Origin of the sequence: Vagococcus jeotgali, from assembly GCF_035918315.1 — a bacterium.
Taxonomy (GTDB): Bacteria; Bacillota; Bacilli; order Lactobacillales; family Vagococcaceae; genus Vagococcus; species Vagococcus jeotgali.
Genome location: NZ_CP142146.1, coordinates 1,825,843 through 1,846,704 on the forward strand (window position 1 = coordinate 1,825,843; position 20,862 = coordinate 1,846,704).

The 20,862-nt window shown below is 33.8% G+C and carries 19 protein-coding genes, 1 pseudogene and 1 riboswitch; of the genes and pseudogenes, 8 read left to right on the forward strand and 12 right to left on the reverse strand.

Annotated elements, in window-relative coordinates; genetic code table 11:
* Nucleotides 1–57: 57 nt before the first annotated feature.
* Together VSF34_RS09080 and VSF34_RS09085 are read right to left on the reverse strand one after the other, a co-directional pair.
* Nucleotides 58–738, reverse strand: coding sequence for a YjjG family noncanonical pyrimidine nucleotidase (locus VSF34_RS09080; RefSeq protein ID WP_326716985.1), 681 nt, complete (start codon nt 736–738; stop codon nt 58–60).
* A 90-nt stretch (nt 739–828) separates the two neighbouring features.
* Entirely contained in the window at nt 829–1,353 is a 525-nt protein-coding gene (locus tag VSF34_RS09085) for a folate family ECF transporter S component (RefSeq protein WP_326716986.1), read from the reverse strand.
* Nucleotides 1,354–1,384: 31 nt separating this feature from the next.
* A riboswitch (THF riboswitch) is annotated at nt 1,385–1,489 on the reverse strand.
* A 161-nt stretch (nt 1,490–1,650) separates the two neighbouring features.
* On the opposite strand from VSF34_RS09085, the gene VSF34_RS09090 reads away from it, so the two are divergent.
* Complete coding sequence (locus tag VSF34_RS09090) at nt 1,651–2,757, forward strand: ABC transporter ATP-binding protein (RefSeq protein ID WP_326716987.1); 1,107 nt, start codon at nt 1,651–1,653, stop codon at nt 2,755–2,757.
* An 89-nt stretch (nt 2,758–2,846) separates the two neighbouring features.
* On the opposite strand, the gene VSF34_RS09095 is transcribed toward VSF34_RS09090, so the two are convergent.
* The 6 genes from VSF34_RS09095 to VSF34_RS09120 form a co-directional block, all read right to left on the reverse strand.
* Entirely contained in the window at nt 2,847–3,410 is a 564-nt protein-coding gene (locus VSF34_RS09095) for a hypothetical protein (RefSeq protein ID WP_326716988.1), read from the reverse strand.
* Between the two features lie 37 nt (nt 3,411–3,447).
* Nucleotides 3,448–4,329, reverse strand: a complete 882-nt coding sequence (gene rsmA, locus VSF34_RS09100) for a 16S rRNA (adenine(1518)-N(6)/adenine(1519)-N(6))-dimethyltransferase RsmA (RefSeq protein ID WP_326716989.1) — start codon at nt 4,327–4,329, stop codon at nt 3,448–3,450.
* Nucleotides 4,326–4,898, reverse strand: a complete 573-nt coding sequence (gene rnmV, locus VSF34_RS09105) for a ribonuclease M5 (protein ID WP_326716990.1) — start codon at nt 4,896–4,898, stop codon at nt 4,326–4,328. The genes rsmA and rnmV overlap by 4 nt, the downstream gene beginning before the upstream one ends.
* Nucleotides 4,891–5,667, reverse strand: a complete 777-nt coding sequence (locus tag VSF34_RS09110) for a TatD family hydrolase (RefSeq protein WP_326716991.1) — start codon at nt 5,665–5,667, stop codon at nt 4,891–4,893. The genes rnmV and VSF34_RS09110 overlap by 8 nt, the downstream gene beginning before the upstream one ends.
* Nucleotides 5,668–5,760: 93 nt before the next feature.
* Nucleotides 5,761–7,773, reverse strand: coding sequence for a methionine--tRNA ligase (gene metG, locus VSF34_RS09115; RefSeq protein WP_326716992.1), 2,013 nt, complete (start codon nt 7,771–7,773; stop codon nt 5,761–5,763).
* Between the two features lie 109 nt (nt 7,774–7,882).
* Nucleotides 7,883–8,518, reverse strand: coding sequence for a DUF1054 family protein (locus tag VSF34_RS09120; RefSeq protein ID WP_326716993.1), 636 nt, complete (start codon nt 8,516–8,518; stop codon nt 7,883–7,885).
* Nucleotides 8,519–8,680: 162 nt separating this feature from the next.
* Here VSF34_RS09120 and VSF34_RS09125 point away from each other — a divergent pair, with 162 nt between their 5' ends.
* The 4 genes and pseudogenes from VSF34_RS09125 to VSF34_RS09140 all read left to right on the forward strand — a co-directional run bounded on the left by VSF34_RS09125 (nt 8,681) and on the right by VSF34_RS09140 (nt 12,557).
* Nucleotides 8,681–9,310 carry a TetR/AcrR family transcriptional regulator gene (locus tag VSF34_RS09125; protein WP_326716994.1) on the forward strand — a complete coding sequence of 210 codons (630 nt, stop codon included), beginning with the start codon at nt 8,681–8,683 and terminating at the stop codon, nt 9,308–9,310.
* A 117-nt stretch (nt 9,311–9,427) separates the two neighbouring features.
* Nucleotides 9,428–10,492: an ABC transporter permease gene (locus VSF34_RS09130; protein WP_326716995.1), complete on the forward strand. Its 1,065-nt coding sequence runs from the start codon at nt 9,428–9,430 to the stop codon at nt 10,490–10,492.
* A 4-nt stretch (nt 10,493–10,496) separates the two neighbouring features.
* On the forward strand, nt 10,497–11,180 hold the full coding sequence (locus VSF34_RS09135) for an ABC transporter ATP-binding protein (protein ID WP_326716996.1): 684 nt from the start codon (nt 10,497–10,499) through the stop codon (nt 11,178–11,180).
* A gap of 135 nt (nt 11,181–11,315) precedes the next feature.
* Nucleotides 11,316–12,557: pseudogene (locus VSF34_RS09140) on the forward strand (IS256 family transposase).
* A 332-nt stretch (nt 12,558–12,889) separates the two neighbouring features.
* On the opposite strand, the gene VSF34_RS09145 reads toward VSF34_RS09140, so the two are convergent.
* Nucleotides 12,890–13,396 (reverse strand): HD domain-containing protein, encoded by a 507-nt coding sequence (locus VSF34_RS09145; RefSeq protein ID WP_326716997.1) that lies wholly within the window; start codon nt 13,394–13,396, stop codon nt 12,890–12,892.
* Between the two features lie 115 nt (nt 13,397–13,511).
* Here VSF34_RS09145 and VSF34_RS09150 point away from each other — a divergent pair, with 115 nt between their 5' ends.
* Together VSF34_RS09150 and VSF34_RS09155 are read left to right on the forward strand one after the other, a co-directional pair.
* The gene (locus tag VSF34_RS09150; RefSeq protein WP_326716998.1) at nt 13,512–14,681 is read left to right on the forward strand and encodes an IS256 family transposase; all 1,170 of its coding nucleotides are present in this window, start codon (nt 13,512–13,514) and stop codon (nt 14,679–14,681) included.
* Between the two features lie 114 nt (nt 14,682–14,795).
* The gene (locus VSF34_RS09155; protein WP_326716999.1) at nt 14,796–15,389 is read left to right on the forward strand and encodes a histidine phosphatase family protein; all 594 of its coding nucleotides are present in this window, start codon (nt 14,796–14,798) and stop codon (nt 15,387–15,389) included.
* A gap of 60 nt (nt 15,390–15,449) precedes the next feature.
* Here VSF34_RS09155 and VSF34_RS09160 read toward each other — a convergent pair whose 3' ends face one another.
* Entirely contained in the window at nt 15,450–16,502 is a 1,053-nt protein-coding gene (locus tag VSF34_RS09160) for an endonuclease/exonuclease/phosphatase family protein (protein WP_326717000.1), read from the reverse strand.
* 273 nt (nt 16,503–16,775) lie between these two features.
* Between VSF34_RS09160 and VSF34_RS09165 the strand changes: the two genes are divergently transcribed.
* Nucleotides 16,776–17,156 (forward strand): GNAT family N-acetyltransferase, encoded by a 381-nt coding sequence (locus VSF34_RS09165; protein WP_326717001.1) that lies wholly within the window; start codon nt 16,776–16,778, stop codon nt 17,154–17,156.
* Between the two features lie 72 nt (nt 17,157–17,228).
* Here VSF34_RS09165 and VSF34_RS09170 read toward each other — a convergent pair whose 3' ends face one another.
* Nucleotides 17,229–18,050, reverse strand: coding sequence for a phosphatase PAP2 family protein (locus VSF34_RS09170; RefSeq protein ID WP_326717002.1), 822 nt, complete (start codon nt 18,048–18,050; stop codon nt 17,229–17,231).
* Between the two features lie 438 nt (nt 18,051–18,488).
* Nucleotides 18,489–20,837: a glycoside hydrolase family 3 C-terminal domain-containing protein gene (locus VSF34_RS09175; protein ID WP_326717003.1), complete on the reverse strand. Its 2,349-nt coding sequence runs from the start codon at nt 20,835–20,837 to the stop codon at nt 18,489–18,491.
* Nucleotides 20,838–20,862 lie beyond the last annotated feature (25 nt).

The window sequence follows — 20,862 nt, forward strand, 5'->3', positions numbered from 1 at the left end:
TTTTTCATAGCTTTCTAACCTAATTGTAACATAAAGGCCATAACACTTTCATCTTTATCATATTATTTGGGATATTTCATTCAAAAAACGAACTTTTTTTGATGCGAAATCTTCTGGTAGTTCTTTACCATCTTCAATCCAAATAGAATCTATCCCTACTCGTCTTGCTCCTTCAATATCAGATGTCAAACTATCCCCTATCATAATAACTGTTGATTTATCAGTAATTCTTTCCTGATTAAAAATATAATCAAAAAATCTAACATCTGGTTTTTCAAACCCAACTTCTTCAGATATAAATAACTCGTCAAAAAAATGATCCATTTGTGCATTTTTCAAACGAATTCTTTGTGTACTACCTATACCATTTGTCCCTGCAAATACAGTATACCCTTTTCCTTTGATATCTTCCAATAATTCAATGGCTCCATCCATTAAATCATTATTTTCTTCTAAATAGTGGCGAAAATCTTGGTCAACCTTGGCTCCATTAACGACTATATGATGTTCTAAAAAGAAACGGTAAAAACGTTGCTCTAATAAATACTCCTTACTAATTTTCCCTTCTTCAAGTTGATGCCACAACTCTCCGTTGATTTTCTTATACTGCTCAAAGGTCTCCTCATTAAAAACCACACCCTGTTTAGCAAATACTTTTTGTAGTGCTTTATATTCTGACTTACTAAAATCTAGTAAGGTATTATCAATATCAAAAATAACGTACTTATATTTAGACATGTGACGGCTCCTTTTTTAAATAATTTGATTACTTGTTTTATATCAAAAAAAAGAGACCTTGTCTATCAAGGCCCCTTATAAAATGTCTTTTTAAGAATTAAAACGCAATAATTGTTGTTTAATAACATTGACATTGACAATCCAATACGTACCAATAATATGAACTACAAGTAATATGAGTGAACTTACTATTCTACTTGGAATACTGGCAACAATCCCTGGACCATACATTAAGTACAACCAAAATGTGTTTAAACCTAAATTAACAAAAATCGTCACTATACAGTTGACAATGATAATCCTTGTTAAGGTTATTTCCTTTTTATAGTAAAAAACACCGTATAAAAAGGCTGTTAAAAAAGCAGACACACTAAATCCTGGGAAAAATCCAGCAGATACTGGAAATAAAGTAATCCCAATAAAATCTGCTAAGGCATTAGCAACACCAGCAATAACCGGTGAAAACATCATAGCCATAAGTACAACAGCAATAAAAGCAAAACCAATTCGAACAGTAGGTAATTGTATGGAGACAAATCTAGTCAAAATAATTTGTAACCCCATTAATACCCCCATTAAAGCAACCGATTTTGCGGTAAATCTATTCTTTTCCATTCTAGCATCTCCTTTAGAGCTGCTACACGTATGCAGCGAATGCGGTCATATAATCGCAAATACAAAAAATGTATCTTTCGTTTACTAAGCAACATCCCATCTTAGTAACACTTAACGCTATATGTCCTACTCTGTTTATTTTTTCAATATTGACTATAACATATATTGATAAAAAAAACAAGTTCACAGACTCTTTTGTCACTATGACGAAAATAAATAGTCACCTTTCACATTGTAAGCGCATTACATGTTGGTTATACTTTATGTATTCAATCAAGCGAAAGAAGGTACTATATAATGGTAGAAATAGCCTTAAAACATATTTATAAAAAATACGAAGGTAACCCAAATTATTCGGTTACAGACTTTAACTTAAATGTAGAAGATCGTGAATTCATCGTATTCGTTGGACCATCTGGTTGTGGTAAATCAACAACACTACGTATGATCGCAGGTCTTGAAGATATTTCAGAAGGTGAATTATGGATTGGGGATCGTCTTGTTAATGATGTTGCACCAAAAGACCGTGATATCGCTATGGTATTCCAGAACTATGCTTTATATCCTCATATGACAGTTTACGATAATATGGCTTTTGGTCTAAAACTTCGTAAATATGACAAAGAAGAAATTAGACGACGTGTAGAAAATGCTGGTGAGATTTTAGGTTTAACTGATTACTTACTACGTAAACCTGCTGCCCTATCTGGAGGACAACGTCAGCGTGTGGCCCTAGGTCGTGCTATTGTTCGTGATGCTAAAGTCTTCTTAATGGATGAGCCTTTATCAAACTTAGATGCAAAACTTCGTGTAGCAATGCGTGCTGAAATCGCTAAATTACACCGTCGTTTAGAAACAACAACTATCTATGTAACCCATGACCAAACAGAAGCCATGACTATGGCTGATAGAATTGTCATTATGAAAGATGGTTTCATTCAGCAAATTGGAACTCCTAAAGAAGTTTATGACACACCAGACAATGTCTTTGTAGCTGGTTTTATCGGATCACCTGCTATGAATTTATTTAATGTCACATTAGATGAAAATGGGTATATTAGTGATGGCACTGAACTACGCATACAAATTCCTGAAGGTAAATTTAAAGTCTTACGTGAAAAAGGTTATGTCGGTAAACCACTAATCTTTGGTATTCGTCCAGAAGACATTCATACAGAACCAATTGCTAAAGAAGCGGCACCTCACAGTGTTGTCAGCTCTGAAGTTGTGGTATCTGAATTATTAGGTGCTGAAACAATGCTTTATACTAGAACAGGCGACACTGAATTCATCTCCAAAGTAGATGCTAGATCAGCTTACTCACCTGGTGAAGTCATTGAACTTGCCTTCAATTTAAATAAGAGTCACTTCTTTGATACAGAAACAGAACAAGTGATTCGCTAAAATCATTCCCTATTTTCACTTTTATTAGTGAAGTTAAAAAGCCCTGTTAATTTCTTCCGCTTAGGAAATTAACAGGGCTTTTATATATTTTATTTAGTAGCTTCTAAAAATGTTGGGAACTTAAATCTATTCCCTATTTTTCTAGCAATAATTAAAGATAAAGAAAAATCAATTAAACTATGAATAAAGCCACCAAATCCAACTAAGACAATCACCGTCTGAAAAAAGGCTGGTGTGTATACAGCCTCTCCTGAATTATCCATCATGAAAAAAATTGTCACAACTAAAACTTCACAAGCTGCATGTAAAACCCCTAACACAACATTAAATACCCATATTCTTTTATTTGATTGAATACTTTGGGGACTCATTTCCAAATAAAGAGCTCCAAAATAAGCAAAAACAACATGGGTAAAAGCTCTCATCACAATAATAAAAGGAGCAGTCAAAAAAAATCCAAAAGCTGTCCCTAATGCGACCATCACAGCAACTTTAGGTGAGATAAACATAGCTAACATCACTGGAATATGACTACCTAAAGTGTAAGAAGCTGGACCAATAACAATTCTAACTGGCATCATGATAGGAATTAAAATCCCTAATGCAATTAAAAATGATGCATAAACCATGGGTTGTGCAGAACTTCTTCTCATTATTTTTCTCCATCATATGTCTTATAATCAAGCATACCTATTTATTTTTAATTAAAGCATTAGCTAAAGCACCAAACTCTTCGATACTTAGAGATTCACCCCGACGTTTTGGATCAATATTAGCCTCTTGTAGAGATACTTCTAACCACTCTTTTACTTCATCACTTTTACCAAAGCGATTTAATAAATTGTTCCACAATGTTTTACGGCGTTGCTGGAAAGCGCTACGTGTCAAATCAAAAAAGAATTCCTCATCAATCACATCAACTAAAGGTGTATCACGTTTTTCTAGTTTAATAATAGCAGAATCTACATTGGGTTGTGGGACAAAAGCTGTTCTTGGTACAATAAAAGCTAGACTTGCTTCCATATAGTACTGAACGGCAATGGATAGTGATCCGTAAGCTTTTGTTGAGGGCTTAGCACTCATTCTATCTGCTACTTCTTTTTGCATCATCACAACCATCGTCTTAATATCAAGTGGTGACATTAGTAAATGTATCATGATTGGTGTGGTGATGTAGTATGGTAAATTAGCTACAACCTTAATGTCTTTGGCCTCACCAAATACTTTTTCAGACTCACTAACGATATCAGCCTCTAAAATATCTTCATTTATAACCGTCACGTTTTCATAAGGACTAAGTGTATCCTCTAACACAGGGATTAAACGCTGATCAATTTCAAAAGCCAACACTTTACCAGCATCTCTTGCTAAGTGTTCTGTTAAGGCTCCAATCCCTGGTCCTATTTCAATTACATTATCATCTTTAGTTAATTCTGCAGTTTCAGCAATCTCACCTAAAATCCCTGGATTTGTTAAGAAGTTTTGTCCCAGACTTTTTTTAAATGAAAAACCGTGTTTTTTCAATATTTCTCTAGTTCTATTTGGCGTTGCTATATCTTTATAGTCTGTCATACTTTCTCCTCCTCTATAATATCTTGCATTGTTTTTAGAAATTTTTCTGTGCTAATTTGAAACATACTCAAGCGTTTTTTTAGTTGTTTACCATTAGTATAGCCAATACGGAGTCTATCTCCTAATTCCTCACGTCGCCGTCTTGACCCACTACCTGCAATTAAGCCAAAATTAATAAGATCTTCTGTCGTAATAGATGACTCAAAAGAATTGCTTTGCGGAGTTGCTACTGATTGTAAGGCTTCAATAATAACCTCCCTACTAGCATGCTCCACACCTAAACTACTTCTCTTCTTCCTAGATTCACCATTTTTTCTTGAGATAAAAGCATGTTTAGCATCAGGTATGGCCATCATAATTTGTTTTCTAATTTTTTCACCAGGAAAATCTGGATCAGTAAAAACTATCACTCCGCGAACCTCTTGTGCATGTTTAATGTTTTCAATAATTGTTTTATCAATCGCTGAGCCGTTTGTCTCAATTGTATCAGCATTCACGTACTGCTGAATACGCTTTGTATCATCTCGTCCTTCAACCACAATAATTTCTTTAATATCCAATTTATTCATTAGTTTCAATCCTAAATAATTGATGTGCATTTTCAGTTGTCTGTCTTGCTACCCCTTGATAAGGTAGTTGTCTGATGTCAGAAATTTTATCGACTACATAGTGCGTATAGCCAGGCTCATTACGCTTACCACGATAAGGTACTGGCGCAAGATAAGGCGCATCTGTTTCTACTAGCATCTTATCAAGAGGTACAATGCTAGCTGCTTCTTGAACTTCTAAGGCTTTTTTAAACGTCACCACTCCACTGAATGAAATGTGCATACCTAAATCTAAAAAGCGTTTTGCCCATTCACCATCGCCACTAAAACTATGCATAATCCCACCAATATCAGAGATATTTTCAGATTTTAATATCTTATACGTATCTTCCATCGCATCTCTTGTATGAATACTAATTGGTAAATTCATCTCACGAGCAATCGCTATTTGGCGTCTAAATATTTTTTCTTGAGTAGATTTATCATCTTTCATCCAGTAATAATCTAATCCAGTCTCACCTAAAGCAACGATTTTGTCACGGGTTAATTGTTCTTGTAATCTGGTCTCAATTTCCTTATTGTAACTACCAGCCTCAGTTGGATGCCAGCCAATAATACTATAAATAAAATCGTACTCTTGACTTAGGCTCAGTGATTTATAAATAGTTGGCGTATCAAAACCAACGACTGCCATCTCATTTACACCAAGACGTTTAGCTGTTTCAATAACTTCTGGGATGTCATCATTAAATTGTTCAGCATTAAGATGTGTGTGTGTATCAAAAATCATTTATCTCGTCCTTTCTATCTATTGGGATAGAAAAAAAGCTGACCAAAAAAGTCAGCCTCTTTTATTTTTTATCATGTTTTACTTCATTATAAACTAGCCAATTAAAGCACCATTTTCTACTACTTTAGGCACCTCAACGACATGGAGTGTTCCGTCTGCATTTTCAGCTGACAAAATCATACCTTGACTAATATGACCACGAATTTTTCTTGGTTTTAGATTAGCTACGATGACTACTTTTTTACCAACAAGTTCCATTGGATCACTGTAATATTCAGCAATACCTGATAAAATTTGGCGGTCACCCTTATCTCCTGCATCTAACCTAAATTGGAGTAACTTATCTGCTCCTTCAACCTTACGGCAATCAAGTACTTCTGCAGCTTTAAGCTCCACTTCTTCAAACGTATCAAATTTAACAGCCTTTTCTTTAGCAGATATAAGTTCTACCTCTTCAGGTACCCACTCTTCTTCTGAATTTGTAGATGATGTCATACTTTGAGCCATTTGTTCTTTAATATAAGCAACTTCTTCTTCTACATCTAATCTAGGGAAGATTGGTGTCCCTTTACTAGTCACTGTTGTATTTTCCGGGAAATCGCCAAAACGGATATCTTCCATAGAAGCAGAGTTTTCATCTAGGCCTAATTGACGGAAAATTTCTTTTGGTGTTTGAGTCATGATTGGTTGTAGTAAAATCGCAACAATTCGTAAACTTTCAGATAAGTGAACCATCACACTATCTAACTCTTTTTTACGTTCATCATCTTTTGCTAATACCCAAGGCTCAGTTTCATCAATATACTTATTCGCTCTTGAGATAAGTCTCCAGATTTCACTTAAAGCTATATTAAATTCCATCTTTTCCATCGCTTTATTATATTTACCGATGATATCTGCTGCGGTTGTTGATAACTCACTATCAAAAGCTGTGACTTGTGACGCATATTTTGGAACTTGACCGCCGCAGTATTTATTTACCATAGCAATCGTACGATTTAGTAAGTTACCTAAATCATTAGCTAGATCATAGTTAACACGGGACACAAAATCCTCAGGTGTAAACACACCATCTGAACCAAATGGTATAGCGCGCATTAAGTAATAGCGTAGAGCATCTAATCCGTAACGACGAACTAACATCTCTGGATAAACCACATTACCTTTTGATTTAGACATCTTACCATCTTGCATCACTAACCAACCATGAGCAAAAATTTGTTTTGGCAGGGGTAAGTCTAGTGCCATCAACATAATTGGCCAGTAAATCGTATGGAAACGTATGATCTCTTTACCCACCATATGTACATCTGCTGGCCAATATTTTTCAAAATTGCCATCGTCATCAGTTCCATAACCTAGAGCTGTGATGTAGTTTGATAATGCATCAATCCACACGTAAACCACATGTTTTGGATCAGTTTCAACAGGAACTCCCCAAGTAAACGACGTACGGCTAACCGCTAAGTCTTCTAGGCCTGGTTTAATAAAATTGTTCAGCATTTCATTTTTTCTTGAAACAGGTTCAATAAATGTCGGATGATCTTCATAGTACTTCACTAAACGATCAGCATATTTACTCATTTTAAAGAAGTAGCTTTGTTCTTTAACAAGCTCTACTTCATGTCCACTTGGTGCACGCCCACCAATTACTTTTCCATCTTCATTACGGAAGACTTCTGCTAATTGATTTTCTGTGAAATACTCCTCATCTGATACAGAGTACCACCCTTCATACTCACCTAAATAGATATCACCTTGCTCAAGTAACTGGTTAAATATCTTTTGAACAGATTGTTTATGATCAACATCTGTTGTACGGATGAATTTTGTATAATCAATATCTAATAATTTCCATAATTTTTTAACATCCATCGCCATATCATCCACATATTGTTGTGGTTCAATACCTAATTCATCTGCTTTTTGCTCAATTTTTTGCCCATGTTCATCAAGACCTGTTAGATAAAACACATCAAATCCTTTTAATCGTTTGTAACGCGCCATAGCATCACAAGCAATTGTTGTATATGAACTTCCAATATGTAATTTTCCACTTGGGTAATAAATGGGGGTTGTGATATAAAATGTTTGCTTCTCCTCCACTTTTCTTCCTCCTAAATTAACAAAGAACTAGCCTCTGTAGCGTATAATCCCGTCCATTATAGCATACTTTATAATGAAGGTTTAGTCTTAAAGGTAAATTCATTATTCATTAAGATTTACTTGTATTAGCTTGTCTTAAAGACATACAAGCTAAGTAAATCGGGACTAAAGATTTATAAGTTTCTAACATATATTCTCTAGCTTCATCTTGACTTAATTTAACTAATTTTTCCCTAGTTAAAACTCTACCTATTTGAAATTCTCCTTTTTTCACCGTTTTAAACCGAGTTAAATCTTTAACCAGTTGCTCCTTTTCTAAACTATGATAATTATTTTTAGTGTGATCTGTATTTATCATCATCTCACTAGGCAACTGAGTAAACCATGCTAAGTTCTCTAGCATCAACTCAGCCATATCCACTTCAAACTCTGGATTATCAATAAATGATAACCACATGAGCGCATACTCTGGGGTGATACCTAACTGAAAATGTGGGTATTTTTTATAGCCACGTTTATCTCCCCCCATGGCACTCCATGTAAAATCAGGAGCATTCGCTGTTCTTCTTCTATGTTGGGCGATATGTATAGGTAAGACTTCCCCGACTTCAGAAGACAACTCGTCTACAAAATAAGTGTCTAATTCATTAAAAATCGGTTGAATCACCTCTCTAATCCCAACCATTCTTGCCTCTAATCCTTCAATGTTAAACACATCAAATGACTTATCATCAAACATTTTCATCAATACACACCTTTTCCAAATTTATTTTTCCCTCATAAAAACTCTATATTTTATTCATATTCTAAGTCTATACTCTAACTCAGTTAATGATTTATTTACATGATTCATTATACGTGATTAATTTGTGATTATTAAAGAAAAATGCTAATATAATGACGAATAATGACAAGTTTTTTAGAAAGAAGGGGTATTATGCCTAAGGAAACATTCCTAAATCTTCCCTTAGATAAGCTAACTAGGATAGACAATATCCTTTTAGATATTTTTTTTAATCAACCAGTTAGTCAAGTGAGCGTCTCACAAATTGTGGAGCAGATGAATATGTCTCGTGGTGCTTTTTATAAATATTTCGAAGACTTAGAAGATGCTTATGAATATACCGTTAGAAAACACGCCCTGGTTGTTCATCAAGATATTTTATTTCATATTAGACAGCATCAAGAAAATTTCTTTTTAGGCATTGAACAATATTTAGTTTGGTGTACTTCTCTAGATGTGAGTCATCCCTATTACAAGGGACTGAAACTTTTAACTCACTCAGGCGAACAACAAACAATAAAAAGAAGACCTTTATCTACCTCATCTAAAGAATTAATAGAATGGATAACTCTCCTTGAAAAAAATCAGTTTGCTATTCAAGATACTGATGAAGCCGTCAGCCTACTCTATTTTATTATGGAGCTTGTGATGACTTCTATTTCCGATTATATTGTAAACGATTGGTATCAAGAGGAGCTAATTAAGGATTATCGTTACAAAACAAAATGGTTGCTAAATGGACTAAAATCATAGATAATGGTTTTATTAATTTAATTCATCTAGGAATTAAATTAAATGCCCTAAGTAACTCGTTTTTTTTATAAATAAAAGTGACAAATTGTCACTAATTACAGAAAGAAGGTTTGTATCATGTTTCTAGCATTAAAAGAAATGACATATTCAAAGCTACGTTATACCTTGATTATCGGGATTATGTTTTTAATCAGTCTAGTTGTTTTTTTACTATCAGGTCTAGCAAATGGTTTATCTACTGAATTTAGACAAGTGATAGATCAGTGGGATGCCAAAGAAATTGTTTTATCTGAAGAATCAAATAAAGTCCTGGCTGCCTCTCAGTTAAGTATGGAAGATTTAGAATTTGTCAGCTCAAATGACAAATCACCATTAGGTATTTATAGTAGCGCTATTGGAGATAGTAGTGATAAAACAAATATCACCTTTTTTGGTACAACTACTGATGCTTTTTTCTTACCAGAGATGACTCACGGTGAACCATTTAAAAAGGAAAATGAAGTTGTTATTTCACAAAACTTAGCTGATAAAGGTTATGACATTGGAGATACTATTACATTAGGTAGTGAAGAGACACCAGTAAAAGTCGTAGGTATTTTTCCTGAAACATCATATGTTGTCACACCTGTGATGTATGGTTCTGTTAAGGTCGTAGCTGAACTTAAATTTGGTAAACAAATGGTAGCTCAAAATGAGAACTTTCCAATCAATGCTATTTTAACCAACAGTACTACAAATCTAGATAGTGACCATTTAGTAGGATTATCAACTCAAGAATTAATTGAAAATTTACCTGGATACTCTGAACAAAGTCTAACGCTAAACGCCATGATTTACTTCTTATTTGTCATTGCTGCTGCTGTTATTGCGATCTTTATGTATGTCATCACCCTACAAAAAACAGCCATATTTGGTGTCATGAAAGTTCAAGGTATTAACACTTGGTTTATCTCTAAATCAATTATTGCTCAATCATTTTTAGTTGGTGTATTTGGTGTCGTACTTGCCGCTGTTGTCACTTATGGGTTAAGCTTTGTCTTTCCTGCTGCTATGCCTTTTGCAATTGATATCAAACAATGGCTAATTTATGGTGTTATTTTAATAATCGTTTCAATCATTGGTGGTTTATTCTCAACTATTACTGTAAACAAAGTCGATCCAATAAATGCAATCGGAGGGTAAAATAATGAAACCTATTTTAACAATGGAACATATTACAAAAAAATTCGGTAAAGGTCATAACGAAGTCACAGCACTTCATGATTTAAATTTTACCGTCAATGCAGGAGAATTCGTCAGTATCATCGGCCCTTCTGGTTCTGGTAAAAGTACGTTTTTAACTATTGCTGGAGGACTTCAAACACCTACTTCTGGTAGCATGACGATTAATAATAAAGAGTTTACTTCTCTAAAAGAAAAAAACCGTGCCCAGCTTAGATTCGATGAGATTGGTTTTATTTTACAAAGTTCTAACTTGATCCCGTTTCTAACTATTGAAGATCAATTTACGTTGGTTGGAAAAATAAAAAAAGAAAAAACAGATACAACGCGTTTAGATGATTTACTTAACTCACTTGACATTGATCACCTAAGAAAAAACTACCCAAGTGACTTATCAGGAGGAGAACGTCAACGTGTTGCTATTGGACGTGCTTTATATAACAATCCAAGCTTAATCTTAGCAGATGAGCCCACAGCTAGCTTAGATACGGAACATGCTTATAATGTGGTGAAATTACTTGTTAAAGAAGCCCATGAAAAAAATAAAGCAACGATTATGGTAACTCATGATCAGCGTATGATTAAATGGAGTGATAAGGTCTTTAAAATGGAAGATGGAACTCTTAGTGAAGTGTTAGATTTTAAATAATAAAAACAAGGCTATGCTAAATTTGGCATAGCCTTAGAGAGTGTAATATAAACCGTGTAAGTAACCTACCATCCTAGGTAGTGGGTTGCTTCGCGGTTTTTCTTTTTTTACAATAGATTAAAGGAGTGGTAAGTCATGACAAAAAAGAAAAAAGATCAAAAATCAGCGAAGTTAGCTCAATCAATTATTGATGCCTATCAACCAGAATCGGTTGAAGACATGCAAGAAGCCCTAAAAGATATTTTTGGACCGATGTTTGAAGCAATGCTTCGTGGAGAATTAGATAATCATTTAGGTTATGAGAATCAGTCAAGACAAGAAAAAGAAACTCAAAACAGACGGAATGGATATGGAAATAAAAAATTAAAAACAAGTTTTGGTGAATTAGACATTCAGGTTCCTAGAGATAGAGACGCTTCTTTTGAGCCAGAAATCATTCCTAAAAGAAGCAGAGACGTTTCAAGTATTGAAGGAAAAGTTCTTTCTATGTATGCCAAAGGCATGAGTCAACGAGATATTGCCTCGACAATTGAAGATATTTATGGTTTTACTATTTCTCATGATATGGTATCGGATATCACAGATCAAATATTACCAGAACTTGAGGAATGGCAAATCAGACCTCTGGCCAAATGCTATGCCTTCTTGTTTGTCGATTGTATGTATGTCACTCTAAGAGAAAATCATGAAGTGAAAGAATGTGCGGTGTATACAATTCTTGGTTATGATTTAAAAGGAAATAAAGAAATTCTAGGTCTTTGGCTAAATCAAACAGAATCGAAAAATAGATGGATGCAGATTTTTGATGAGATTAAAGAGCGTGGCGTTGAAGATATTTTGTTTATTTCAATGGATGGTGTATCAGGGCTTGAGAATGGAGCCAAAGCTATTTTCACAGGTGTTGTCGTTCAACGTTGTCTGGTCCATTTAGTTAGAAATGCCCTTCGTTATGTGCCAAGTAAAAGTTATAAAGAGGTTTGTAAGGATATGAAGTCTTTTTACAGTGCCTCCTCTTTAAAAGCGGCTCAAACAGCTTTTGATACCTTTCAAACAAAGTGGGCAGTCTATCCTGGAGCTATTGATGTTTGGAAAAGAAATTTCCACCATGTCGAACAATTATTTGATTACGGCTCAGCTATTCGAAAAATAATGTACACGACAAATGCTGTAGAAAGTGTTCACTCTAGTTTCCGCAAGGTAACTAAAAAAGGAGCTTTCCCTAATGAGAATGCCCTTCTTAAGCTATTATATCTTCGAGTGAAAGAACTTCAAAGTAAATGGGAAGGTGGGCATGTTCATAATTGAGCTATGGTGCTTAACCAATTAACGGTCAACGACTCTTTTTCAAAACGTGTCGAAAAATATAATCGTTACTAATCAAAATAAGTGAGACATATAAAATTTGACAACGAGTCTCTCGTCCTGCGATTTTTTATCGGGACAAGAGGTTTATTAAAAATACCCTCTTATTCCTAGAGATTATCACAGGACGACTCATTGTCAAATTGAGTTTCTATTTTTATTTTTAAGGAATTTACACACTTAACTTGACAAACCCTAGCCTTATTTTTTTATCCCCACTCCGCTTCAAATTTTTCAACAAAATTCCTCGTAAAATCAGTTTTTTCAACAGCTAATTCTTTAGCTGACTCAGTTTGCATCATCTCACCTAGCTTGAATAGTTTTTCATAAAAATGATTAATAACCGTTTAATTAATTCGACACTCCTTTTTAGTCATGTCCTCTCTTGGCAAGATATCATCATCATACATAATATGCCCCGCACCTCCACCGTAATAAAATGTTCTAGCAATTCCTATAGCACCAATGGCATCTAGTCTATCTGCATCTTGTACAATCTTCGCTTCTAAACTTAAAGTATCACATTTACCTAACTGCCCACTGAAAGATATTTTAGATATGCATTCTAAAATATGGGTTATATCAATACTGGAAACCTTAATAGCATATAAAAAGTCAATCAATTCTCTTTCTGCTTCTTCAGGATTATCCACTAATTTATCATCTAAGACATCATGCAATATAGCAGCTGATAAAATAGTAAATTCAGAACCCTCTTCTTTTTTCTGAATATCCTTAGCATACCTAACGATTCGGTTAATATGAGACATATCATGTCCTGTTTTATCAGATATTAACTTAGTTGACGTGTAATCATAGATACTTACTAATTGTTTTTCTTGTAAACTTGTCATCATCTTCATCTCTTATACTATCATAAATAAACTAAACAAAAATAGATAGAAAAAAAGAAAGTCCATTCTGTAAAATTAAAGTTACCACACAGAAATTTTAGAGGAGGACTTTCTCATGAATAATTTTACTACAGAAATTATGGAAACACTAATCAATAAAGGTGATTTAGATGATTTGTTTCGCCATCATTTAGAGCTAGCTATTAATTCATTATTAAAAGCTGAACTGACAGCATTTCTTGACTATGAAAAATATGATAGATCTGGATTTAATTCAGGTAATTCCCGAAATGGGAATTATTCACGTTCATTTCAAACGGAGTATGGAGAACTAAATTTAGTAATCCCTAGAGATAGGAATGGTGAGTTTTCTCAACAAACATTACCTGCTTATAAAAGAACCAATGACTCTTTAGAAACGACTATTATTCAGCTATTTCAAAAAGGAATAACGATGTCTGAAATCTCTGATTTAATTGAAAAGATGTATGGTCATTATTACACGCCACAAACTATTTCAAACATAAGTAAAATTGTATCTGAAGATGTTTTAGCTTTTAAAGAAAGAACTTTAGAGGCTAAATACTCAGTTGTTTTTATGGATGCTACTCATATTCCAGTAAAAAGGAAAACTGTAGCAAAAGAAGCTATTTACATAGTAATTGGTATCCGGTTAGATGGAACCAAAGAAGTTCTAGGATTTACTATTGCTCCAACTGAATCTGCCTACATTTGGAAAGAGATACTTCAAGACCTAAAAGACCGTGGTTTAGAAGAGGTTTTATTAGTTGTAACTGATGGTTTAAGCAGTATTCACGATAGCATCCATAGTGTCTATCCAAATGCTCAATTTCAACAATGTTGTGTTCATGTCTCTAGAAATATTGCTCATAAAGTTCGCGTTAAGGATAGAAAAGAAATCTGTGATGATTTTAAAACTGTCTATCAAGCTCTTTCAAAAGAGGAAGCAATTGAACAAGTAACTTTTATGACAGAAAAATGGAAAAAGCAGTATCCACGAGTTGTGAAGTTACTCATGAATCCTGCTATATTAACTTTCTATAACTTCCCGCCATCAATCAGAAGAACTATCTACTCAACTAACTTGATTGAGGGATTCAATAAACAGTTAAAAAAATATACAAAGAGAAAAGAACAATTTCCTAATGAAGAATCTCTGGAGAGATTCCTTGTTTCTCAGTTCAATGAATATAACCAAAAGTTTTTAGATAGAGTGCATAAAGGATTTAAGGAAATTCAAGATACATTAGAATCAATGTTTTAACTTAAAATAATGGAATGGATTTTCCATTTACACATAATTCTTGACGCAACCTGATTACCTACTATTATTGACTGTAATTAGTTAAACTATAATTAGAAAAAGGGGGCTATTTATATGACAATGATTTATTTAGTAAGACATGGACAAACACTATTTAATTTACAACACAAAATACAGGGATTTTGTGATTCTCCTCTAACTAATTTAGGAGTGGAAGAAGCTAAAATAGCTGGTCGTTATTTTAAAGAGGCTAATATACCACTTGACGAGGCTTTCGTTTCAACTTCTGAAAGAGCCATTGATACTCTCCAACTGATAACTGACTTACCTTTTAAAACTCACAAAAATTTAAGAGAATGGAACTTTGGTACTTATGAGGGAGAAGGCGAGCATTTAAATCCGCCTCTACCTTATGGCGACTTCTTTGTTCAATTTGGTGGTGAATCACAAACTGACCTCACTAAAAGAATTAATCAGGCTGTTACTGATATTGCTAAGCATTCTAATAAACAACACATTTTAATTGTATCTCACGGGGCTAGTATTGCTAACTTTTATAGAGAATGGGAAGAATTCAGCCCTGTTAAGCGACATGGTAGTATTAAAAATTGCTCTATTATGGCATATGAATATCTAGATGATACCTTTATTTCAAAAGAGATTATTAATCATGATTTTTCTAATATTAGTCTAGATGAAAACAACTAATTCATACATAAAAAATAAGACACACCTCGTTTCCACAACTAGGCGTGTCTTTTTGATCTATTATTTTCCAAGTTCTACTTCCATTTTCACTGGATGATGATCTGAATATCTAAAATTCTGATTTAATACAGATACCTCTTTAACATTGACATTATCAGATACAATAAACCCGTCAATCACATAAACTTGCGAGGTATTATAATCTCCAGTATATTCATGATTCAACACACGAACCGTTGGATACTCATCATCAAAGGCAAAAGTAAAATGTGCTGGAATATCAGTTTTCTCTAGATTCCCAGGGTGCCAACCTTCTTGTTTTGTGTCAGGAAACACGTGACTTCCCTCAAATACTTGGTTAAAATCTCCTCCAGCAATCACATAATTGCCTTTTTTATACTCTTGTTCTAAATACTTCTTTAGTAATTTACTTTGCTCAACCTTACCATCCCCATTGTCATATGCTTCAAGATGTAAGTTATAGATAACTAATTCCTTATCTGTCCCTTCAACCTCATACCTTGTCTCTAGTAATGCTCGTTTTAGATTCGCCATACTAATTGGCCACTTAAAAGGATTTGGTAAAGCAATTCGACTGGCTGAGGTCATTTCAAAGTCTGTCATCGTCATAATACCACTTTCAACTCGCCCAATTGGTGGCAACGGAAACGGCACGTAAGGAACATTAAAATTATAAGCAAATACACTATCCATACCCAATTTTTCTGTCAGATAATCCTCTTGATTTATATATTTTGATCTCTTAGAATCATGATCAACTTCTTGTAATAGATAAACATCTGCAGGGTTATCTTGTAAAACATCTGTAATCCCTTCTAAATTTTCCTCCACCAATTGCTTTGTTGCCGGTTCTATTTTTTTACCACCGTCCATAAAAAAATCTTCAGAATCAGACAGACCAGCATAACCTATATTAAAGCTTAGCAATGACATCAAATCATCTTGACTAATCTTTTTATGACCACTAATCGGGGTTAATTGTTCCACCTCTTTTGGTTTGTACTCATTGATAGATAAAAATAAAACAAATACTAAGAGTAGTATCAGTACTACTGCAACAATACTCCCAATGATTTTACTTAATTTTTTCATGCGTTTTCCTCACTCATCTATATTCTTTGCTACAGTTTACTAAATCTAATCTAAAAAAACGACTCATATTTATGCTATAATCAACCAAATAAAAACAAGTTTTAGGAGGTTGTTATATGTCTGAGAACATCGATATTAGAATCATTACCAAAAAAAAATGAAGCAGATATTAATATTAAAAATGAACCATTTACTTCATTTGGTCGCATGATTCCTGATTACATGGGAGAAAAATGAGGTTACACGACTGAGTTATTTGATGAAACCTTTGACATGACATTTCCAAATAAAAATTATGATTTTGATGAACTAAGTCAAAATAGCTTTTTCATTGGTGCTTATATCAACAATGAATGTGTCGGTCTGGCTATTGTGCAGCGTGCTTTTTTCAAATACTTATATCTCTATGACTTGAAAGTAGCTAAGGCATGTAGAGGTCTTGGAATTGCACAATTATTAATCGAAAAAGCTCAAGAAATAGCAAGACAAGAAGGTTATATTGGTCTCTACACTCAAGCTCAAGATAATAACCTAGGAGCTTGCCTATTTTATCTAAGTGCTGGCTTTCATATTGGTGGATTAGATACTAAAGTCTATCAAGGAACGCCTCAAGAAAATAAAAAAGATATCTATTTCTATTTAGATAATCTTTAATACGACAATACTTACTAATAGCAGTAAAGAGGATGACTAAACCGTCATCCTCTTCTTTTCTCTATTCAAATATTAATCTATTGGTGATTCTTTTTTTAAGAGCCATTGACGGAATAATATAAAAAATAAAAATGAGAATCCAAACCCGACAGTTACATCAGATAAAAAATGCGCACCTTGTAACATACGACTACTCATGACAATGACTGCATATAATAATGCAATCAAGAATACTGTTTTTTCTTTATGACGCCATTTTGGTAGAGCTGCTGCTAGTAAACTAACTGTAAGCGTTGTTCCTGCCCACTGTGAATGTCCAGATGGAAATGATTTGATTTCTTCCATAGAAGACACAACAGGTAAGTATTTATCACCATTAATAACATACCATCTTGTAAACAGATTATAATCTCCTTGCATAGCTCTAAATCTCACACGTCCGACAATTGGTTTAATAGATTCTACCACAATCATCGAGCATAAAGCAGTAAGTAATATTGTCGCCCCCACACGTCTATATAATCTGACTGAATCTGTTGGTATCTTTCTGACATAAATAAATGTAACAACCACTGCTACTACAAAATAAATAGCACCAAATAAACCTAAGTAGCTATAGCACATTAATAAACCAAAAGCTGTAAATAATAGATAAAGAATAATGAACCAAATTAGTTTCAACTTACTTTCCTGCTTAACATCGACAGTCCACAACATTAAGGACACAGATATCATTAAAATAGTCCCATAAACTGCCGGTGCTAAATGCTCAAAAGCATATGAATACGCGTTTCCTTCAATAAAAACCACTTTAGCAATTCCTAAATCAAAAAATGTTCCAATAATAAGTAACAATAATAGCACTAACCCCAAAATATTATATGTTTTTTTCATACACGATACTCCTTTTTATTTTAATTATGATCACTGGATATGACTTAACTGACTATTTATAACTCATGTAACCTATGTCACCCTCTCTACTTAGAAAATAAACAACCTGAGTTTCAATATATTTTGAGAACTCAGGTATACCAACTAAATATCACTATCTAATATATTGCAATAATAGTTAGTAGAATATCTAAAAATTAAATTTTACACATCATACCTTTTGATTTTTTGGGAAAATACATTTAAACGAGGATAAATTATTTATAAGTTATTACTTCTTAACTTAATAATATCAATCAAAAAGAGCATCCCTTATAGAATATGGCTAACTATTACAATAGTCATATCTTATAAAGAGACGAAAAAGATAAGTTTTCTTGTTTATTTACTACTGGGAAAGGTAGTAAATAATCCTTACATTCTTCATCATGTGATTCTTTATTTTTTAGTTGGTTTATTAATAATCTCTAAATATTTTTTTACCATCTTGTCATTGATTTTACCACCAGTAAACCTCTCGATTTGTCTAAATGGCATATTTAGAATAAAATACATATTATTTGACCAAATTGGATTGTTTACTTTCATAAACCCATCACGAACTAAAGCTACAGCACCATACGTTCCCTTACCTAGCCAGTGCTTATGACGAGCTTGGGAGATAGTATCGTTCATTCCTAATAAATCAGCTTCATTCCATAGAACTTCTGACGGGATAAAACCAAGTAGTCGGTAAAATTCCTCATCAGGTACATGACTTACCTCACCTGAAAAATAAGTCGGGTAAACAAATTGAGCATATTCTCTTGATTCTACTCCAGCAACATCAACACTAATGGTTTCTTTAATGTCTTTTGATGATGCTCCAATATGAATATGATATTCACCTTTTTCAACTTCCCATTTTTTAGCATCAATGCTATAAAATGATAGATCAATATCTACTAAATCAAAACGAACTGTTTTAGTTTGGCCAACAGGTACATAAACTTTAGTAAAATTCTTCAATTCTTTTTTAGCTCTAAAATTAACATGATCTACTTTTTCAATATAGAGTTGAACCACTTCTTCGCCAGCGTATTGACCTGTATTTGTGATATCAACAAAAATACTATTATCTTTTAATACAATATTACTGTATTCAAATGTTGTATAAGATAACCCATAACCAAACGGGAATAATACTGGTTTATCTACTGTTTCAAAATAACGATAACCTACAAAAATAGATTCTCTATGTTCAGCTGTTCTCTCCATACCTGGATAGTATTTGGCCGTTGGTAAATCACTATATTTAAATGGATATGTTTCTGTCAATTTACCACTTGGGTTAGCTTGTCCTGTTAATGTATTAACAATCGCCTCTGCCATTCCTTGACCACCTAAATAAGTATGAATCACACCTTTGACTTGATTAATAAACGGCATCTCAATAACGCCACCACCTGATAAAATGACAATGACATTTTTATTCATCGCTGTAACTACATTGATTAAATCTAGTTGATTTTGATGTAGACTTAAATTTTTACGGTCAATTCCTTCTGCTTCAATCGACTCATCTAATCCAACAAATAATAAAACAGTATCAACTTGCTCAGCTAAAGTTGCGGCCTGCTCTAGATAACGCTGGCTATGTTTACCCATACGATGGAATCCTTTAGCAAATCCCTGAATATTTAATCCCGACTGGCTCAAAATATCTAATGGACTTGATAATTTAGTTGGGTTAATTAGTGAACTTCCCGCACCTTGGTATCTTGGTTTTTTAGCAAAGTCACCAATCACACCAATTGATTCTGTATTATTCAGTGGTAGACAGTCATCTTCATTTTTCAGAAGTACAAAAGATTGCTCAGCAAACTCTATCGCTTTTTGATGATGAGCATCTATATCAATAGGGATATAATTTTCAGTATCATAACTTGTCTCAAAGATTAATTCTAATAGCTGGTCCAATGCCTCATCAAGTATTGCTTCTTCAATTTCTCCCTTGATAATCGCATCAATAATCTCTTGATCGGTAATACCATTTGTTGAAGGCATCTCTAATTGGTTATGGGCTTTCAAACCTTTAACCCGGTCATTATTCCCCCCCCAATCTGTGACAACAACCCCATCAAAACCCCATTCATCAAATAAAATATCATTGACTAAATACTGATTTTCATTGGCAAATTCACCGTTTACTTTATTATATGAAGTCATCATCGTTTTAGGTTTTGCTTCTTTAACGACCATTTCGAAAGCTTTTAAATAAATTTCTCTAAGGGCTCTGTCATCTACTATCTCATCAATCGTCATTCGCATATGTTCTTGACTGTTCACTGCAAAATGTTTTGGTGAAGCAGCAACACCTTGAGATTGAATTCCTTTAACCATTTCTGTCGCTAAAATTCCCGTTACATAAGGATCTTCTGAATAATATTCAAAATTACGCCCACATAAAGGGTTACGTTTAATATTCATACCAGGGCCAAGGATCACACTAACCTCTTCACTAGCAGCTTCCTTGCCTAATAAGCGCCCCATTTGATTGACTAAATGTTTATTCCAACTATTAGCTAAAGTTGCTGCTGGTGGAAAACAAGTAGCAGGTATGCTTTTATGTAGGCCTAAATGATCGGCTTTTCCTGCTTGTTTTCTAAGTCCGTGCGGTCCATCTGTTAACATAATTGAAGGAATATTTAACCTTTCAATCGCCGTTGTATTCCAAAAATTAGCTCCACTCATCATGGATGCTTTTTCTTCTAAAGTCATTTGATTAATCAAATCTTGATGTTTCATAATATCCTCCTAATGATAATAAAAG

What these genes read in the sequence shown, in the direction of transcription:
- VSF34_RS09080 (WP_326716985.1), bottom strand. Translation starts at nt 738, where the DNA reads ATGTCTAAATATAAGTACGTTATTTTTGATATTGATAATACCTTACTA.
- VSF34_RS09085 (WP_326716986.1), bottom strand. Translation starts at nt 1,353, where the DNA reads ATGGAAAAGAATAGATTTACCGCAAAATCGGTTGCTTTAATGGGGGTA.
- VSF34_RS09090 (WP_326716987.1), top strand. Translation starts at nt 1,651, where the DNA reads ATGGTAGAAATAGCCTTAAAACATATTTATAAAAAATACGAAGGTAAC.
- VSF34_RS09095 (WP_326716988.1), bottom strand. Translation starts at nt 3,410, where the DNA reads ATGAGAAGAAGTTCTGCACAACCCATGGTTTATGCATCATTTTTAATT.
- rsmA (WP_326716989.1), bottom strand. Translation starts at nt 4,329, where the DNA reads ATGACAGACTATAAAGATATAGCAACGCCAAATAGAACTAGAGAAATA.
- rnmV (WP_326716990.1), bottom strand. Translation starts at nt 4,898, where the DNA reads ATGAATAAATTGGATATTAAAGAAATTATTGTGGTTGAAGGACGAGAT.
- VSF34_RS09110 (WP_326716991.1), bottom strand. Translation starts at nt 5,667, where the DNA reads ATGATTTTTGATACACACACACATCTTAATGCTGAACAATTTAATGAT.
- VSF34_RS09120 (WP_326716993.1), bottom strand. Translation starts at nt 8,518, where the DNA reads ATGAAAATGTTTGATGATAAGTCATTTGATGTGTTTAACATTGAAGGA.
- VSF34_RS09125 (WP_326716994.1), top strand. Translation starts at nt 8,681, where the DNA reads ATGACAAGTTTTTTAGAAAGAAGGGGTATTATGCCTAAGGAAACATTC.
- VSF34_RS09130 (WP_326716995.1), top strand. Translation starts at nt 9,428, where the DNA reads ATGTTTCTAGCATTAAAAGAAATGACATATTCAAAGCTACGTTATACC.
- VSF34_RS09135 (WP_326716996.1), top strand. Translation starts at nt 10,497, where the DNA reads ATGAAACCTATTTTAACAATGGAACATATTACAAAAAAATTCGGTAAA.
- VSF34_RS09145 (WP_326716997.1), bottom strand. Translation starts at nt 13,396, where the DNA reads ATGACAAGTTTACAAGAAAAACAATTAGTAAGTATCTATGATTACACG.
- VSF34_RS09150 (WP_326716998.1), top strand. Translation starts at nt 13,512, where the DNA reads ATGAATAATTTTACTACAGAAATTATGGAAACACTAATCAATAAAGGT.
- VSF34_RS09155 (WP_326716999.1), top strand. Translation starts at nt 14,796, where the DNA reads ATGACAATGATTTATTTAGTAAGACATGGACAAACACTATTTAATTTA.
- VSF34_RS09160 (WP_326717000.1), bottom strand. Translation starts at nt 16,502, where the DNA reads ATGAAAAAATTAAGTAAAATCATTGGGAGTATTGTTGCAGTAGTACTG.
- VSF34_RS09165 (WP_326717001.1), top strand. Translation starts at nt 16,776, where the DNA reads ATGACATTTCCAAATAAAAATTATGATTTTGATGAACTAAGTCAAAAT.
- VSF34_RS09170 (WP_326717002.1), bottom strand. Translation starts at nt 18,050, where the DNA reads ATGAAAAAAACATATAATATTTTGGGGTTAGTGCTATTATTGTTACTT.
- VSF34_RS09175 (WP_326717003.1), bottom strand. Translation starts at nt 20,837, where the DNA reads ATGAAACATCAAGATTTGATTAATCAAATGACTTTAGAAGAAAAAGCA.